We start from the raw sequence: 17,502 nt of genomic DNA, 5'->3' as shown, positions 1-17,502 counted from the left end.
TGGACGCGTCCGGTTTCCTGAGCCTGCTGGCACCCGAGCCGTATGGGGGCGGCGGGACGGCCCTGGAGTCGACCGCGGCCCTGGAGGAGCTCGGCCGCGCCGCCGCGGCCGGACCGCTGGTGGAGCATGCCGTCGTAGCGGTCCCGCTGCTCGCCGCGATCGCACCGGAGTGGCTGCAGGAGGCCTTCGACAACGGCGAGATCCTCACCGCGGCCGCCTCCGACGTGGTGCCGTACGCCCGCACGGCACGAAGCGCCCTGATCGTCGACGACCGCAGCATCCGGCTCGTACAGCTCGTCGGTGCCGAGGCGCTCGAGTCTCTCGACGGCTCCCGTCAGCTGGCCCGCCTCGACCCCGCACGGGTCGCGGACGCCGCCGTCCTGACCGAGGGGCCCGAAGCGACCCCGCTGGCACGGGCCGCGCGCGACCGGGGCGCTCTCGGGGTTGCGGCCTCCCTCGTGGGCCTCTCCGCGCGGGCGATCGAGATGACGGTCGAGTACACGTCGGTCCGCAAACAGTTCGGCGTACCGGTCGGCAGCTTCCAGGCCGTCAAGCACCAGCTCGCGAACGCGCACGTCGCCGTCGAGTACGCCGGACCTGTCGTGGAAGCCGCCGCCTGGGCGGTCAGCGAGGACGACGGGTCGGCATCACGGCTGTGCTCGATGGCCAAGGTCATGGCAGCGAAGGCCGCCCGGGTCTCCGCCAAGTCGGCGCTTCAGTGCCACGGGGCGATCGGCTACAGCATGGAGGCCGACCTGCACCTGTATCTCACCCGGATCTGGAGTCTCCTCAACGCCTGGGGCTCCGTCGACCACCACCGCGAGCGGATCGCGACGATGGTGCTCGACTGCCCCGTGGGATGATGACGACCGTCGTAGTGACGCCTGCTGCGTGACGTCTCTCACGGAGGACTGCGCCATCGACGCCACGAGTGAGCCTCGGTCACGGGCTGAGCGCAACACGCAGGCGCTGCGGGACGCCGCCCGGGACGTCTTCGCCCGGTCCGGCTTCTACGAGGCCCGGATCGTCGACGTCGTGACGGCCGCCGGCGTCGGCGTCGGCACGTTCTACCGGCACTTCGGCTCCAAGACCGCCTTGCTCGCCGCGGTGCTCGAGGACGTCATCGACGACATCTACAACAGCGGAGCGCGCCGCGACGACGACCCGGAGGACACCGCCGGGCAGATCGCCGCGTCGAACCGGCGGTTCCTCGAGCTGTACCGCCGTCATGCGCCGTTGCTGAGCCTGTTGGAGCAGCTCGCACCCCAGAACGAGCAGTTCGGGGCGATGTTCCTGAGCGTCAGGGAACGTGCCGTCGAGCGTCAGGTCGAGACCGTCGAGCGTCTCCAGCGCGAGGGCGTCGTGTCAGCGGCGGTCGACGCGCGCCGCGTCGCCGGCCTGCTGGTCGCGATGACCAACGCGCAGGCCCACATCTGGTTCACGCTGGGTGAGCCGACCGACACGGAAACGGACATCGCGGCCCTGACGCATGTGTGGACCCGCGCGCTCGGCCTGTCCTGAGGGGTCTCAGGCGCTCACGATGGTCGCCGAGCCGTGGCCGAACAGACCCTGGTTGATCGCGATGCCGACCCGGGCTCCGTCGACCTGCCGGTCGGCGGCCTCGCCGCGCACCTGCGTCGTCAGTTCGCCCACCTGGGCGATCGCCTGGGCCGGGACGGCTTCACCGAAGGAGGCGAGCCCACCGCTGGCATTGACCGGCGTGCTCCCGCCGAGGCTCGTGCGGCCGTCCGCGAGGATCTTCTCGGCCTCGCCCTCCTGGCACAGTCCGATGTGCTCGTACCAGTCGAGCTCGAGCGCCGTGGAGAGGTCGTAGACCTCGGCGAGGTCGAGATCGTCGGCACCCAGCCCGCTCTGCTCGTACGCCTCGTGTGCCAGCGACTTCTTGAAGCCGAGCTCCGGTGCCGGCACGACGGCCGTCGAGTCGCTCGCGAAGTTCGGCATCTCGATGAGGTCGTTGGGATAGCGAGGGGTGTTGGTCGCGACCGCTTTGAGTCGGGCGAACCGGCGCTCGTTCCGTTCGGCGTACTCGACACTCGTGACGACGAGCGCCGCACCGCCGTCGCTGGTCGCGCACACGTCGAGCAGACGCAGGGGCTCGGAGACGTACGGGCTGGCGAGCACCTCGTCCACGGTGACGAGCTTGCGGAAGCGTGCGTATGGATTCAGCACCCCGGCCCGGCTGTTCTTGGCCTTGACGCGGGCGAAGTCGAGCGAGGTGGCGCCGTACGCGGCGATCCGGCGCTGGGCGTAGAGCCCGAAGTACGTCGGGTTGGTCGCGCCCAGGAGCCGAAACCGCAGCCAGTCGGGGTCGGTCTCGTCGCCGGCGCCGAAGGGCCCGAAGAATCCCTTGGGTGCCACGTCGGCGCCGACGACCAGCGCCACGTCGCACAGCCCGGCGAGGATCTGCGCCCGGGCGACCGACAGTGCCTGTGCCCCGGAGGCGCAGGCGGCGAACGAGCTGCTGATACCGGCACCGTTCCAGCCGAGCGCGTGGGCGAACGTCGAGCCGCTCACGAGGCCCGGGTACCCGCCGCGCCAGGTGTTGGCGCCGGCCACGAACTGGACGTCGGACCATGCGATCCCGGCATCGGCCAGGGCGGCGCGTGCGGCGACGCGGCCGTACTCGACGAAGCTCTTGCCGAACTTGCCCCATGGATGCATGCCCACGCCGGTGATGGCGACATCGTTCATCGTGCGTCCTCCTGGTTGACCGTGCGCATCCAGCGCCACACGAGCTGGGTGCCGTTCTCGTCCTCGAGCAGCGTCTCGGTGCGGATCTCGACGGTGTCGCCGACCTCCACGGGATCGCTCTCGGGACTCAGCTGACCGAGGACGACCATGCCCTCGGTGGCGAGCTCGACCGCCAGCACCGTGTACGGCGCGAAAGGCTCCTCGCTGACGTACGGCGCCGGCGGCTTGTAGTGGTTGGTGGTCCACGACCACACCGTCCCGCAGGAGCTCATGGGCTGGACCGTGAACGTCTCGCCCTCGCAGCTCGGGTTTCCGCAGAAGTCGAGGGTCGGCGGGAAGAAGACGGAGCGACAGGCGTCGCAGGTCTGGCCGAGCAGACGTCCTCCGTCGGCGTCGAACCAGGTCGGGGCCGCGGAACGCGAGGCCGGCACGGGATCGATCGGGTCGTGCAGGGCGGCGTCGGTCATGACTGTCCTTCTTCCTTCGGCGGGGCGGGTGCCTCGAGTGGCACGAATCCGGCTCGCGCGGTCAGCAGCGTGTCGCCGTACTCCACCATCTGGGTGATCCGGCCGTCGCTGAAGGTGTAGACCCAGCAGTAGTCGTTGCAGTAGGGCTCGCCGTCGAGCCGGGTCGCGGTCATCAGCTGGCGGACCACGGCCGAGTCGCCGTCGACGATCACGTCGAGGATCGTGCGCTCGATCGAGGCGACGTCGAGGACGCCGCTGGTGTTGCCGCCGGTCAGTGAGCGGGTGACGCGCTCACGGCCCCGGAACGGCCGGGCCCTGATGCCCGCCGGCGGGTGCCACTCGACATCCTCGGCCAGCAGCGCCGCGATCGTCTCCGCATCGTTGTCGGCCCGGGCCTGGTTGAACCGTTCGACCAGTGCGCGTGTGTCCTCTGTTCCCATGTCAGCTCTCCGGTGAGATGTCGGCCGTGGCCGCCGTGAGGATGAAGTCGTCCGGGTCGGCGACGGCGGTGCGGTGCCAGAACTCGGCGTTCGTCCACGGCACGTTCGTGACGATGCGTCCCTTGGCGCTGCGGTAGTAGGTGTTCATGCCGTCGTGCGACCAGATCGACCGGGCCAGTGCCGCGTCGAGCTCCTCGTTGTAGGCCACGTACGCCTCGGGGCGGCACTCGACGCTGCCGAGCCCGTCACGGGTCATGCGCAGGAGGAGCTGGAGGACGTAACGCACCTGCATCTCGACGCTGAGCACGTGGCTCCCGCCATGGCCGGCATTGGTGTTGGGCCCGTACAGGATGAATAAGTTCGGGAAGTCGGGCACCGTCATGCCGAGGAGCGCACGGGCATCGTCGGGGCCCCAGGTCTCGCGCAGCGTGGTACCGCTGCGACCCGTGATACGCATCGGGCCGAGCATGTCGAGGGTCTGGAACCCGGTCGCGAGGACGATGACGTCGACTTCGGCGGTCTCGCCGCCGGCAGCCACGACGGTGTTGCCCTCCACGCGCGTCAGGCCGTCGGCCACCAGCGTGACGTGCTCGCGAAGCAGTGCGTCGAACCAGCCGTGGTCGAGCAGCGGACGCTTCCCGTACGGCGGGTAGGTGGGGACGCACTTCTCGATGAGGTCGGGCCGGCCCGCGAGCTTCTGGTGGATGTACTTGGTGAGGAAGACGCGATGGCGCTCGTTGTCGGCGTTGATCGAGCGTTCGCTGTCCGGCCAGTCCGGATCGATGATCAGCATCGGGTGCAGGCGGTCGCCGAAGTTCCACGCCTGGCGCAGGCGGTACCACCCGACATACCAGGGGACCTCCTCCATGAGGAACTTCTTCGCCTCGGTGACGGGGGCGTTGGTGTTGGGGTTCGGGACGATCCAGTGCGGCGAGCGTTGAAAGATCGTGATCTCGGCTGCGGTGTCGACGATCGCCGGCACGAGCTGCATCGCCGAGGCGCCGGTGCCGATGACCGCGACGCGCTTGCCGGTGAGGTCCACCGAGGTGTCCCACGCCCCCGTGTGGAGAACGGGGCCGTCGAAGCCGTCGAGGCCCGGGATCGTCGGGTAGGCGGGACGGTTGAGCAGGCCCACGGCACTGATGATGACGGGCACCGTCATCTCCTCGACGGCCCCGTCGGCGAGCCGGAGCCGGACGGACCACCGTTGGGCGGAGTCGTCCCAGTCCGCGCTCTCGAGCTCGGTCTCGAACCGCACGTGCTCACGCACGCCGTGGCTGGCGGCGACGTCCACGAGGTAGTCGCGCACCTCGGCCTGGTGGGCGAAGTACGTCGGCCAGTCGGCACGCTGCGCGAACGAGAACGAGTAGAGGTGCACCGGCGTGTCGACTCCGCAGCCGGGGTAGACGTTCTCCTGCCAGGTGCCGCCGATCTCCGTGTTCTTCTCGATGACGGAGTACGTCACGCCGGCCTCGGCCAGCCGGATCGCGGCGCACAGTCCCGAGAAGCCGGTGCCGATGACGAGCACATGCGGGGCATGCTGGCGCTCGGCCTCGGTGAGGGCGGGCGTCTGCCGGCTGAGCACACCGAGTTCTTCGGCGAACATCTCGGCCTCGATCGCCGGCACTTCCTCGCCCAGGCACGTACTGAGGATCGTGAGGGTGCCCTCGGCCGACAGCGGAGGCGCAGGCGGCAGCTCACCGCGGCGGTGGGCCATGAGCACGCGGAGCGCGAGCGAGCGCAGACCGGACTGCACCTCTGTCGAGAGCCCGGCCGTGTCGTGGTCGCCCGGCCCGCGCATGCGTGCGGGACGGAACGGCCCGTCGAGCAGGCTCATGTCGCCGGTCAGCTGCACCACGACGGCCAGCAGGCTGGGCAGGTGGGCGTCCTCGAGTGCCGCGGCAAGCTGCTGCTCGAACTGGTCGATGGCGACGTCTCCGACCGCGGGCTGCGGGGGTGGGGCGACGTTGTGCAAGGCGACTCCTCGTTGCGTGGGGCCGCACCGGACACAGCCCTATAGTTTTGATACATGTTATGTCATAACTATAGGATGTGTCGAGAGTTGTGGACGTAGATTCTCAGAATGCGTTGCTCCGACCCGGCTGTCGGGAGTGGTCATGGGCGTGGGCGACCGCGTGGGGGCCTCGGGTCGATGGGAGCACGGCCGCGGAGGGATTTGATTCCACTTGTATCACAACCGCGTCGGCGGAGGTGACGTCGTCAGGACGATCCGGCGACCCTGGCGGGGGGCGGGTCGCCTAGCGGTGCGAGCGCGGCCTTCGCCAGCGAGCACAGTAGCGGACCGAGCCCGGCGATCCGACGAGTGCTGGCGGGTCGAGAGGTGTCGGACGTCATGAGCGCATGGGTCGCACGCACCGCAGCGGCGAGCTCGTCGCGCGAGAGTCCGGGGTAGCGGGTGTCGAGCGCCTGGATCCACCGGTCGACGTACGCCCGCTGACGTCGTTGCAGGTTGGCACGATAGACGTGGGCGAGCGCGGCCTGCTCGCGCCCCCAGATGATCGTGAGCTCGGGATGCGCTATCGAGAACTCGACGTGTGCCGCGATCAGCCCGTCGATCTCGGCATCCGGATCGTCGGCTGGCTCGCCGATGCGGATCAGCAGCGCATCGATCAGGCGGTCGAACAAGGCCGCGAGGATCTCGTCCTTGCTCGAGAAGTGGCGATAGATCGCCGATCCGGTGACCCCGGCGTCGGCCGCGATGGCGTCGACGCCGACCCCGTCGAAGCTGCGCTCGGCGAACAGTCGGGTCGCGGCGGCCAGGATCTGCTCCTCACGTGACATGGCAGGATCCTACTCGTATGCCATCAAGGTGGAAACGGCCGCACACTTGCTTGTCGGCCATTCGGTGTCGCTAGGGGAAGACCGATCTTTCACGGATGTGAACGATCGTTTCCAATCTGGGCCGCAGAGTGGTACCGTGAAGACGATCACGCCGACTCGTGGCGCTGGTCGCGATGGAAGGAGAAGTCGTGGGTTATCCACTGCCGCAGACCAACTCGTTGCGAGGGCCGTTCCAGCCGATGCGGTTCGAAGCCACGGTGGAGGAGTGCATCGTCACCCACGGTGAGATCCCCAAGGAGCTGTCCGGCGGCTTCTATCGCACCGGTCCCACCTGGCGCCGGCCGACCAAACAGGGCAACAGCCCACTTATCAGCATGGACGGCATGGTCCAGGGCCTGGTGCTCGACAACGGCCGCGCCGACTTCCGCAATCGCTGGATCCGCACGCCGAAGTACGTCGCGGAGGAACGCGCCGGGCGCGGTCTGTTCGAGTGGACCGACGGTGGCTTCGGCGACTGGCGCGACCACGCGTACGGCGACGTCAAGCGCGACGAGTACACCTGCGGCGTGCCGCAGGGCACCAACAACATCAACATTTTCCCGTTCGCCGGAGAGATGCTCGCCTCGGGAGAGCAGGGTGGGCCGCCGATCGCGATCGACCCCATCACCCTTGAGACCAAGGGCGTCGTCAACTGGTCGACGAAGCTGTCGCCAGGACTGCACGCCAAGACGACCTTCGGTGATGCGTCGTTCACGGCTCACCCGAAGTGGGACTACGAGACCGGCACGCTCTACGGCTGGAACTGGCGGGACGAGTCGCCGTACGTCACGATCCACGTCGTCCACCCCGATGGCGCGGTGGAGTCGCGCGACCTGCACGACGCCCCGTACAACACGGTCGCGCATGACATCTGGCTCACGCCTGAGTGGATCGTCATGCCGTTCCAGCCGTTCACGGCCGACAAGAAGCAGATCACCGAGAAGAACCTGGGCATCTGGGGCTGGGACGAGGAGCTGCCGATCATCATCGGGCTCATCCCGCGCCACGACATGGACGCCGAGGTGCGATGGATCAAGACCGACCTGCCGGCTGAGTACGTCATGCACACGATGTCGGCCAACGTCGACGGTGACCGGTTGACCCTCGACGCGCCGATCTTCAACCGCCCGCCGTTCCCGTTCCCGCAGGACTTCGCCGAGGGCGAGGACGTCGCGCTGTTCTTCTCCGTCTCGCGCAGCTTCCTGGGCCGCTGGACGATCGACCTCAAGACCGGCGCCGCCAAGACCGAGCAGCTGTCGGATCGTCCGTCCGAGCTGCCGAAGGTCGACGAACGGTTCTACGGCAAGGGCTACACGTTCGGCTTCCAGGTCGGTGGTGTCGTCAAGCGCAACGGCATGTCGATGAACAGCCTGGTCGTCACCAACATGCGCACGATGGCCGAGCAGGTCTACCAGATCCGTACGACCGAGGCGGCCGCCGTGCTCGAGGCGACGTTCGCACCGCGGCACCCGGCCTCTCCGGAGGGTGATGGCTACCTCATCGTGCCGGTGTCGTGGTGGGCCGATCGTCGCGGCGAGTACCTGATCTTCGACACGCACGACATCACCAAGGGGCCGATTTGCCGGATCGAGATCCCGTTCCTCCTGGGCTGGACGCCTCACGGCCACTGGATGGACTTCCGGTACTGATCGATGGCTCACGACGCGGCGGGTGCGGTGACACACCCCAGTCCGCCGAAGAAGGGTGACTGGCCCGGGTGGCTGTCCTGGGCCAATGCCCTGCCCTCGATCGCGGGTCTGTGCATGGACATGGAGACCATGACTCACGGATACGCGCGAGCGACCGTCGAGCGCTCGATCATGCCGCTGAACCCGAATGGCGCGGTGCACGGCGGACTGGTGGCTGCCTTCGCCGACCAGATCGGCGCTATGGCCCTGATGCCCATGGTCGGCCCCGAGCGGACCGCGGTCACTGGGACATTGCGGGTCGAATATCTTCGCGCCGCCCTGCTGCCCCTCGTGCTCGAGGCTCGGGTCGAGCGGCTCACCAGGGCGCTGGTGTTCGTGCGCGCTGAACTCAGCAGCGGTGGGCGCGTGTGTGCTCTGGCGTCGGGCACCTGGGTGCCACTCGACCTCGCTTCGCTGTCGGGGGCCGAGTCGTGAGGCAGCGGTCGCCCAGATCAGGCCTTCGGCAGCACCAGGCGGATCGCCTCGGCCGCGATCGACTCGCTGGTGCACGGGCCTTCCGCGCGGTACCAGCGCGACACCCAGTTGACCATGCCCAGGATCAACCGGGTGGCCACCATGGGATCGTCGACCTTGAGATGGCCGTCGGCCGCCGCGCGCTCGACCGCCGTCGACCAGAGGCGCTCGTACTCGGTCGCCCACTGGCGCCAGCGCTCGAACGCATCGGCCGGGAGGCCCCAGCCGAAGTAGACGCCGACATACTCGCGCATGCGGATCGACGCCTCGATCTGGAAGGTGATGAGCGCGATGAGAGCCTCGCGGGAGTCCTTGTGCCTCTCCAGCAGCGCGTGGGCCTCCAGCTCGACGTTCCGGGCGCTGCGCTCGAACAGGACCGTGTGCAGCTCGTCCATCGACCGGATCGTGCGGTACAGCGTGGCCCGGGAGACGCCGAGCCGCTCGGCGACCGACTCGATCGATACCGCGTCGTAGCCGTGCCGGGCGTACAGCTGGGCGGCGACGTCGGCGACCTGGTCCAGGTCGATGACCCTGCGGGGTCGGCCGACCGGACGCTTCGTCCCAACGTCGCGCGGTGCCGGGCTCTTGCCATCGGTCGCCTTCGAAGCCATGCCATGTCCTTCCGTATGCATCAGGGGTGCCTCTTGCGAGATTATCTGTCTCAGGCTGCCGGGGGCGACCGGATGTCACAAGAACGGCGTCGCGTGTCAGCGGAGCGTGACGATGATGCCTGAATCGATCTGGCCCTCGGCGCCGGCGGCAGTGTTCCCTCCGCCCCCCGTGGGCGGCGGGGACGAGGACTGGTTGGCGTGGGCCGCGACCTCGCCCGGGTCGACGGCGCTGCACATCGTGCCGACGCGCCTCGACCTCGATGGTGTGCGCCTGTATGTCGACGAGTCGGCCACACCCCTGAACCCGAACGGCGCAGTCCACGGCGGGATTGTGGCGGCGATCTGCGACCAGGCGATCTCCTTGGCCATCATGCGCCGGATGCCCGGGGGTCGTGCCATTGTGACCGGGACCTTGAACCTGGAGTACCTCCGGCCGGCGCTGCCGCGGTTGGAGGTCACGGCCTGGGTCGACCGTGTCGCACGGTCCTTGGTGTTCGCTCGCGCCGAGATCCGCAGTGCCGGTGCGCTCACGACCTTGGCGACCGGCACCTTCGTCCCGGTCGAGATCCCGCTCTGGGCTCCCGACGATGTGGATCGAGGCGTCGGCGGCTGATCCGGCGCTCACCGTACTAGGGGTAAGTTTTCATCCTGATCGTTTCAAAATTCCTTGACGCCGGGCTGCGAGACATGCTGTGATGCAACGCACGGTCTCAAAACCAGATCGTCTTCCGTCGTGGCCTGTGGCGTGGCCCCCAGTCGGCAAAGGAGACCCGATGAGCGCTCAGTCCTGGCAAGGCATCCGGCACTACACGATTCCTCAGCGCCTGGAGGAGCTCGCTCGCGAGAAGGGATCCTCGACCTTCGCTCGCTTCGGGGATTGGGCACCGACCTACAGCGAGATCGACCGCCGGGCGGCCGAGCTGGGCGGCCAGCTGCACGCGTTGGGAGCCGAGCCGGGGGACAGGGTCGCGACGTTGGCGTCGAATCGGTACGAGCTGGTGGAGCTCATCGTCGGTGTCGGCAAGCTGGGTGGTGTCCTCGTGCCCTTGAACCCCTATCTCAAGGGCACCTTCCTCAAGCACCAGCTGAGCGACTCGGAGCCCACGGTGCTGATCACGGACTCGCTCGGGTGGAAGTCGGTGCGACCGCTGCTGCCCGACCTCCCGTCCATCACGGCGATCGTCCTGCTCGACCCGCTGGAGGACGGGTCTCACCCCCAGGTCGTCGACTACGCCACGTTGCCGCACGGCCCACTGCCGGAACGCGACATCACTCCGGCGACCACGATGGCGATCGTGTACACGTCGGGAACGACGGGCGAACCCAAGGGCTGCGTGTTGTCGCACGGATATCACGCCCGCGTCGGCGAGACCGTGGCCGAGTTGTTCGATCTCGTCGAGAGCGACGTCATCATCACGCCTCTCCCGCTCTTCCACGCGAGCACCCAGCTCAGTGCGCTGATGCCCGCGCTGACGCGTGGCATCCCGGTCGTGTTCCTGCCCGAGTTCAGCGCATCGCGATTCCTCAAGACCGCGACCGAGGTCGGTGCCACGATTCTGAGCGGCGTCGGTGCGCTCGCCAGCCTTCTCCTTGCCTCACCCCCCGGGCCGCACGACCGGGCACACTCGCTGCGCATCATCAACCTGTCCCCCCTCGACCCGGCGCTGCACCCCCAGTTCAGGGAGCGGTTCGGCGTGGACCCGTGGTCCGAGTCGTACGGTCAGACCGAGTGCGTGTTCCAGACCTTCCTGGACTCATCGTCCCCGCGCGATCGCGGCGGGAACGGCAAGTCACTGCGTGACCTCGAGCTGGCCGTCCTCGATGACGACGGGCAGCCCGTCGCCGACGGAGAAGTCGGCGAGATCTGCATCCGCCCCAGACACCGGTTCGCGATGTTCGACGGCTACTGGCGGCGCCCAGAGGCGACCCTGGAGGCATTCCGGGGACTCTGGTTCCACACGGGTGACTTCGGAACGGTTCGCGAGTCCGGAGACATTCGATTCGTCGACAGGAAGAAGGACGCACTTCGCGTGCGCGGCGAGAACGTCTCGAGCCTCGAGCTCGAGAGCGCCCTCCTCCAATATCCGGACATCGCGCAGGCGGCTGTACATGCGATGGCCTCCGCCGTGGGCGAAGACGACATCAAGGCGTGTCTCGTGCTGCACGACGGGCACCACCTCGACATCGAGAAGTTCTTCGTCTGGATGACGGACAACGTGCCCTACTTCGCCGTTCCGCGATACATGGAGATCGTGGACGAACTCCCGAAGAACCACGTGGGCCGGATCCACAAGCATCTGCTGCGCGAACGCGGCCGAACCAGTGACACGATCGACTTCCACGCCCGGGGGCTGAAGATCGAACGGGCCCAGCGCCGATGAGTCGCACATTGTTGATGACGGGCGGCGGTCGGCAGTGAGGTACGCCACCTATCTGGAGAAGACCGACCACGAGCAGTTCAGCCTCGGCTCCTCTCCCCGGGGACTGGCCAATGTGCACATGAGCTGCTGGGTCGTGGTCACGGACGCCGCCGGCAACACGTACAACGTCATGCGGGCGATCCAGGCAGACGACCTGTGCAAGAGCATGCACTTCGGCGTGTACCGAGGCCGTGACGTCCTGGACGAGAGCTCCGCGTTCTTCATCCCGTTCACGGAGGTACCGGTCGTCGTGCCGTTCGCGACGTCGTCGTCACCGGAGTCGGTCGTCTACTCGGGTCAGGGCTTCGACCTCGAGCTGTTCGCGGATCGGACCGTCTGGAATGAGGCGAATGGGCGGGTGCAGATCGAGGCGACGCAGCTCGGCGACGTGTGCTCCCTCTATGTGCCGAGTCAGCATCCACATCCGCACGACTTCGTGTTCCGCAGCTACTTCGGAAAGGCCGCCGGCACGATCGACGGGGAGGCTGTCGAGGGCCTGTACCAGATGGACTCGGTGTTCAGCACGCCTGCACTCAACATGCGCGAGGCCGGCTGGACCGACCACGTGCACCAGTACTGGCTCAACTGGCTCGTCGAGTACGAGGACGGGACCTACGAGGGAGGGCACGCCTTCCGCGGTATGCCGGGCACGGAGTTCACCGCGGGCCACCACGTCGTGGACGGCCGAAGCACCGCCAGGCACGACATGGCCCTGGAGTTCGACAGGACCTCCCGCGGCACGATATCCGCAGTACGTCTCGCGGTCGGAGACGACGTCGCGTTCGAGTTCGAGCAGCGGGGGTCGTTCGACTGGCCCATCCACACCTTCGGCGAGGTGGCGTCCACCACTCGTGACAAGAAGGTCCGGCGCAGCTGGAACTACATGGAGACGTTCCCCCACAACTGGGGCGAGGTCGAGCGGTACAACGCGGCTCACCACGACCTCTTCGGGCGGTACCCGTCCCTGCGCGGCATGCTCGAGGGCGCTGTGGTCCGCGACGAGAGGATCGAGTGGGACGCCCCACGGTCTCCGGAGGCCAAGAGCTGATGGACACCTCCGCTCGGGTGGACCGCCTGTACGACCTACACGAGATCCGGCAACTAGCCCACAGGTACGCCCTCGCGATGGACTCGCGTGACCTGGCCACCATGGAGAGCCTGTTCGTCGCGGACCTGCCGTGCGGCGAGCTGATGATGGTGGAGGACAACTGGGCCGACCTGACGATCGGGGAGTTCTTCCGCCTCGTCATGAAGAGCTTCGGGAAGACCGTGCACTTCGTCGGCAACCATGTCATCGATGTCGACGGCGCCGAAGCGACGGGCGTCGTGTACTGCCGTGCCGAGCACGAGTGGAGGGGCCAGTGGGTCGTCGTGGCGATGGCCTACATGGATCGCTATCAGCGGGTCGACGACGCATGGCGCTTCCGGCGCAGGGAGCCGATGGCCTGGTGGGGTGGGGATGTCCTCGAGCGTCCCTCCGGGCCGGACTGGATGACGTGGCGGGGCGGGGCGAGCCTGCAGAAGCTTCCCGAGCACTGGGCGACCTGGTCGCAGTTCTGGGACGAGGTCGAATCTCCGCAGGGTGGATCTGCGTGATCGCCGTACGTCTGTCGGGTCGCGATGTCGATCAGGCGATCCTCGCCGCGCGATCGTCGTCGACATCGTGCTCTCCGAGGCCCGCCCCTCTCACACTTTGCGACTAGTCGTTCCAAAAAAAGGTGGCCAGGGGCACAAGTCGTGTTGACAGTGACGTAGGCCACTGTAATTATGAGTCAGCCACTCTCAAATTTGTTGGCCTGCACCCGGGATATGGGCCACTCTCGACCAGCAAAGGCAGACATGAAGAAGACACTGGGCGCACTGGCACTGGGTGCCGCGCTGACCCTGAGCGCATGTGGTGGATCGGGCGGCGACGAGTCCGGCGGTGGTGACACGCTGAAGCTCGCTCTGGTCGCGTCCCTGGAGTCGCCGACGACCTCGTTGCCCATGATCGAGCCCTCCGTCAAGTCGGCGGTCGCGGCCATCAACGCCGACGGCGGGGTCAACGGCAAGAAGATCGAGCTGTCGGTGTGCAACGACAAGGCGAACGCCGAGGACCTGCGCCGCTGCGTCCAGGATGCGATTCGTGACGGGGCGCTCGGTGTCGTCGGACTCCTGACACCGCACGGTGCGACGGCATGGCCGCTGCTCGAGTCTGCCGGGCTGCCTGCGCTCGCGCCTGGCGCCCTGCAGAAGGCCGACGCCCAGAGCCCCATGAGCTTCCCGATCGATCCGGGCGCAGTCGGCCTGGTCGGCTTCCCCGGGGCGGCCCAGCGTGTGCTCAAGGCCGATGACATGGTCCCGGTGCACCTCGACGAGGCATTCGCCGCCCCGAACCAGTCGTACTACGAGATGGGCGCGAAGCTCTCGGGACTCACCTTGGAGGAGGCGATCAACATCCCGACGGACGCCGTCGACTACGGGCCGTACGTCTCGCGTGCTGAGAAGTCGGGGGCCCAGCTCGTGCTCGGTGGCCTGACCACCGCGACGCAGCTCAAGTGGTGGAAGGCCGTCGACGAGGCCGGCTCTGACCTGAAGACCGTGGTCTCCGGTGGGACCGTCACGCCCGCCAGTCTCAAGGAGGCAGGGGAGGCCGCCAACGGCAGCATCATCATCGCCGGCACCCCAGCGGCCGCCAAGGACAACCCCACGGGTGCACAGTTCGTCGCAGAGATGGACGAATTCGAGAAGGGCGAGGTGCAGACCACGGTCGGCATGCGTGCCTGGGCAGGCGTCCACCTGTTCGCCAAGGCGGCGGAGTCGATCGACGGCGACGTGACGCGCGAGTCGCTCGTTAAGGCGCTTAACGCTAGCAGTGGCGAGTTCCTGTGGATCAAGGACCTGCAGTGGAAGACCGATGGACCGGTCGACGACCTGCCGCGCCTGACCAATTGGGAGCTGTACCCCAGCCTGGTCGAGAACAGTGTCCCGGTCCCCCAGGACGCGTTCGACCCGTTCGCGAGCTGACAGCAGCAATCCCCATCGGCAGGTGCTGGACGCTGATTCATCTCGGCGTCCAGCACCTGACCACCTACAGGAGCGTTTCCCGTGACCAACTTCCTCGCCATCCTCATCCAGGCCCTCGGACCGGGCGCGATGCTCGGTCTGCTGGCCCTGGGTCTCGTGCTGGTCTACCGCAGCACGGGCGTGCTCAACCTCGCCCACGGCGCGCAGGCCGCCTTGGGCGGCTACATTTACTGGGACCTCAGCAGCAATGCCGGCCTGCCGGGACTGCTGGCGCTCCTGATCGCCGTCCTCGCCTCGGGCGTGGTCGGCGTCCTGATTCAGGTTCTCGTGATGAGGCCATTGCGCGGTGCCGCGCCGCTCACCTTGCTCATCGGGTCCATCGGCGTCCTGATCGTGATCCAGACGGGTCTGCTGCTGCGATACGGCAGTACCCCGCGTAGCGCCCAGTCGGTGCTCCCCAACGGTTTGATCGAGATCTTCGACGGCCAGAGTGTGGGCATCGACCGGCTGCTCCTGCTCGTCATCGGCATCGTGGTCGCCGCGGGCCTCTGGGCGTTGTATTCCTTCAGTCTCTTCGGCAGCACGACGAGCGCCGTGGCCGAGAATCCTGTCGCCGCGGCCACGTTGGGGCACGCGTCCGACCGCATCGCTGTGGGCAACTGGTTCCTTGGCGGGGCCCTGGCCGGTCTCGCGGGCGGGCTCCTCGCCCCGATCAGCGGTCTCGACCTCGTGACCATGAACGGCCTGATCGTGCCCGCCCTCGGTGCGGCCCTGGCCGGCGGGCTGATCTCCTTCCCGCTGACGATCGTCGGCGCGCTGATCATCCAGATCGCTCAGTCGATCAGCACGAGCTACATCGACTTCCGCGGCGTGGGTGCGGCCTCGACGTTCGTCATCGTCGTGGCGATGCTGCTGCTCCGGGGTGAATCGATCCCCGACCGCGGCTATGTCGGCTCCCGTATGCCGACACTGGGCACCGGTGTCCTGAGCTGGCGATGGATGACGTTCTGGGCCGTCGTCGCCGGCGCGATCATCTGGGTCCTCAGGCCGGCCGCATGGACCGACGCGATCTTGACCAGCATGCTGATCGCCATAGTCATGCTCTCGATCGTCGTGATCACGGGATATGCCGGTCAGGTCTCGCTGGCCCAGTTCGGGCTCGCCGGATGCGGTGCCGTCTTCGCGACGGAGCTCACCAGCCGGGCCGACGTCCCGTTCCTGCTGGTCCTTCTGATCGCCGCGGTGTGCACCGTGCCCATCGGTGTCGTGCTGGCCCTGGGCGCGATGCGGATGCGGGGCGCGAGTCTCGCCGTCATCACCCTGGCGTTCAACGTCGTACTCTTCGCCACGGCTTTCAGCGACGGCGACGTCAAGTCGATCCCGAGCCCGACGATCTTCGGTGTGGACTTCGGCTCCCTCGTCTACCCCGAGCGCTATCTGAGCCTCGTCATCGTGGTCTTCATCCTCCTGGGCATCGCCGTGGCCAATCTGCGTCGCAGCAGCACGGGACGCCGGCTCGTCGCGGTCCGGGGCAACGAGCGGGCCGCGGCCGCCATTGGCATCCGAGTAGGTCGCACCAAGGCGATCGCCTTCGGTGTGGCCTCGGCGATCGCCGCGGTAGGCGGCGTCCTTTTCGCGTTCCGTAGCCCGGCCGTCACCTACACGAGCTTCGGGTCGTTAGCGTCGATCGATCAACTCGCCTGGACCGTGGTCGGCGGACTCGGCTACGTCGCGGGACCGCTGATCGGCATGGTCTTCGCGACCGGCGGCGTCGGCACGCAGTTGGCCGACGTGGTCTACGACGACCAGTTCACCTGGTTGCCGATGATCGGGGGCCTGGCCCTGATCGTCACGATGGTCGCGAACCAGGACGGCCTGTCCTCGGTCATCGCCGGGCAGGTCGCCCATGTCAGGGCCTTGCTGTCGCGGGTGCTCCCGTTCCTGCGGGAGAGGCCCGCCGCGGCCGCAGGGGGAGCGGCCAGGGTGCGTCGGACCGCCCCGACCCCTGTCACCGGCGCGCCGGCGCCGTCTCGTCGACGCGAGGGTGTCAGCTCGTTGCGCCTCGAGGACGTCTCGGTGTCGTTCGGCGGCGTCAAGGCGATGCAGCACGTCTCGCTCGAGGTCACGCCGGGCACGGTCCACGGACTCATCGGGCCGAACGGTGCCGGCAAGAGCACACTGCTCGACGTCGTGTCGGGATTCGTGCCCAGTCACACCGGCACGGTGCACCTGGGCGATCGCAGGATCGACCGGATGCCCGTCTGGAAGCGGGCGCACGAGGGGATCGGACGCTCGTTCCAGAGCCTTGAGCTCTTCCCTGATCTGACGGTCCGCGACAACCTGCGGGTCGCGGCCGAGGCCGGCCGTTCCGACAACGTGCTGCGAGACCTGGTGTTCCCGCGCCGTACCGAGCTGAATGTCGCGGCGCTCGACGCGGTGAGGTTCCTGCAGTTGGAGGACGAGCTCGACCAGCGCATCGACTCCCTCTCATACGGCCGCCGGCGCATCGTCGCGATCGCCAGGACGCTCGCGTCCGACGCCGATGTCATCATGCTCGACGAGCCCGCGTCCGGTCTCGACGAGGTGGAGCGACAGGAGCTGTCGGCCGCGGTCCGCGCGATGGCCGATGTGCACGGCCGGGCGGTCCTGCTGATCGAGCACGACGTCGATCTCGTCATGGCGACGAGCGATGTGGTCACGGCCCTCGACTTCGGCACCGTGATCGCCTCGGGTGCGCCCGCCCACGTCAGATCGCACCCGGAGGTCATCGCGTCCTACCTCGGCGCCGTGTCCGACGAGGAAGCCGTCATCGCCGTCACCCACAAGACCCAGGAGGTCTGAGA

Annotated in this window: 16 protein-coding genes; 10 read left to right on the top strand and 6 right to left on the bottom strand. The window is 67.8% G+C overall.

Annotation, left to right across the window (positions count from 1 at the left end; genetic code table 11):
* On the top strand, nt 1-863 hold an 863-nt coding region (locus tag ABD993_RS10975; protein ID WP_345415483.1), incomplete at its 5' end, for an acyl-CoA dehydrogenase family protein.
* Nucleotides 864-891: 28 nt separating this feature from the next.
* The gene (locus tag ABD993_RS10970) at nt 892-1,521 is read left to right on the top strand and encodes a TetR/AcrR family transcriptional regulator (RefSeq protein WP_345415480.1); all 630 of its coding nucleotides are present in this window, start codon (nt 892-894) and stop codon (nt 1,519-1,521) included.
* 6 nt (nt 1,522-1,527) lie between these two features.
* Here the strand turns inward: ABD993_RS10970 and ABD993_RS10965 are convergent, their stop codons facing one another.
* The 5 genes from ABD993_RS10965 to ABD993_RS10945 all read right to left on the bottom strand — a co-directional run bounded on the left by ABD993_RS10965 (nt 1,528) and on the right by ABD993_RS10945 (nt 6,421).
* Nucleotides 1,528-2,712 (bottom strand): lipid-transfer protein, encoded by a 1,185-nt coding sequence (locus ABD993_RS10965; RefSeq protein WP_345415479.1) that lies wholly within the window; start codon nt 2,710-2,712, stop codon nt 1,528-1,530.
* The gene (locus ABD993_RS10960) at nt 2,709-3,179 is read right to left on the bottom strand and encodes a Zn-ribbon domain-containing OB-fold protein (RefSeq protein ID WP_345415476.1); all 471 of its coding nucleotides are present in this window, start codon (nt 3,177-3,179) and stop codon (nt 2,709-2,711) included. Before ABD993_RS10960 ends, ABD993_RS10965 begins: the two co-directional genes overlap by 4 nt.
* Entirely contained in the window at nt 3,176-3,619 is a 444-nt protein-coding gene (locus ABD993_RS10955) for a nuclear transport factor 2 family protein (RefSeq protein WP_345415473.1), read from the bottom strand. The genes ABD993_RS10960 and ABD993_RS10955 overlap by 4 nt, the downstream gene beginning before the upstream one ends.
* A 1-nt stretch (nt 3,620) precedes the next feature.
* Nucleotides 3,621-5,594: a flavin-containing monooxygenase gene (locus tag ABD993_RS10950; protein WP_345415470.1), complete on the bottom strand. Its 1,974-nt coding sequence runs from the start codon at nt 5,592-5,594 to the stop codon at nt 3,621-3,623.
* 245 nt (nt 5,595-5,839) lie between these two features.
* Nucleotides 5,840-6,421, bottom strand: a complete 582-nt coding sequence (locus tag ABD993_RS10945) for a TetR/AcrR family transcriptional regulator (RefSeq protein WP_345415467.1) — start codon at nt 6,419-6,421, stop codon at nt 5,840-5,842.
* A 158-nt stretch (nt 6,422-6,579) separates the two neighbouring features.
* Between ABD993_RS10945 and ABD993_RS10940 the strand changes: the two genes are divergently transcribed.
* Together ABD993_RS10940 and ABD993_RS10935 are read left to right on the top strand one after the other, a co-directional pair.
* On the top strand, nt 6,580-8,109 hold the full coding sequence (locus ABD993_RS10940) for a carotenoid oxygenase family protein (RefSeq protein WP_345415464.1): 1,530 nt from the start codon (nt 6,580-6,582) through the stop codon (nt 8,107-8,109).
* Nucleotides 8,110-8,112: 3 nt separating this feature from the next.
* Nucleotides 8,113-8,583, top strand: coding sequence for a PaaI family thioesterase (locus tag ABD993_RS10935; RefSeq protein ID WP_345415461.1), 471 nt, complete (start codon nt 8,113-8,115; stop codon nt 8,581-8,583).
* 17 nt (nt 8,584-8,600) lie between these two features.
* Here ABD993_RS10935 and ABD993_RS10930 read toward each other — a convergent pair whose 3' ends face one another.
* The gene (locus ABD993_RS10930; protein ID WP_345415458.1) at nt 8,601-9,233 is read right to left on the bottom strand and encodes a TetR/AcrR family transcriptional regulator; all 633 of its coding nucleotides are present in this window, start codon (nt 9,231-9,233) and stop codon (nt 8,601-8,603) included.
* A gap of 169 nt (nt 9,234-9,402) precedes the next feature.
* Here ABD993_RS10930 and ABD993_RS10925 point away from each other — a divergent pair, with 169 nt between their 5' ends.
* From ABD993_RS10925 to ABD993_RS10900, 6 genes are all read left to right on the top strand, one after another.
* Nucleotides 9,403-9,846 (top strand): PaaI family thioesterase, encoded by a 444-nt coding sequence (locus ABD993_RS10925; RefSeq protein WP_345415455.1) that lies wholly within the window; start codon nt 9,403-9,405, stop codon nt 9,844-9,846.
* An 82-nt stretch (nt 9,847-9,928) separates the two neighbouring features.
* Nucleotides 9,929-11,614: an AMP-binding protein gene (locus ABD993_RS10920; RefSeq protein ID WP_345415452.1), complete on the top strand. Its 1,686-nt coding sequence runs from the start codon at nt 9,929-9,931 to the stop codon at nt 11,612-11,614.
* Nucleotides 11,615-11,648: 34 nt separating this feature from the next.
* Complete coding sequence (locus tag ABD993_RS10915) at nt 11,649-12,701, top strand: hypothetical protein (protein ID WP_345415449.1); 1,053 nt, start codon at nt 11,649-11,651, stop codon at nt 12,699-12,701.
* The gene (locus ABD993_RS10910) at nt 12,701-13,249 is read left to right on the top strand and encodes a nuclear transport factor 2 family protein (protein ID WP_345415446.1); all 549 of its coding nucleotides are present in this window, start codon (nt 12,701-12,703) and stop codon (nt 13,247-13,249) included. The genes ABD993_RS10915 and ABD993_RS10910 overlap by 1 nt, the downstream gene beginning before the upstream one ends.
* Nucleotides 13,250-13,492: 243 nt before the next feature.
* Nucleotides 13,493-14,659, top strand: a complete 1,167-nt coding sequence (locus tag ABD993_RS10905; RefSeq protein ID WP_345415443.1) for an ABC transporter substrate-binding protein — start codon at nt 13,493-13,495, stop codon at nt 14,657-14,659.
* 81 nt (nt 14,660-14,740) lie between these two features.
* A complete protein-coding gene (locus tag ABD993_RS10900; RefSeq protein ID WP_345415440.1) occupies nt 14,741-17,500 on the top strand; it encodes an ABC transporter permease subunit in 2,760 nt (919 codons plus the stop codon).
* Nucleotides 17,501-17,502 lie beyond the last annotated feature (2 nt).

Origin of the sequence: Pseudonocardia xishanensis (genome assembly GCF_039541715.1) — a bacterium.
Taxonomy (GTDB): domain Bacteria; phylum Actinomycetota; class Actinomycetes; order Mycobacteriales; family Pseudonocardiaceae; genus Pseudonocardia; species Pseudonocardia xishanensis.
Note: the sequence above shows the minus strand (reverse complement) of the source record. Positions and strands in the feature narration are given on the sequence as shown.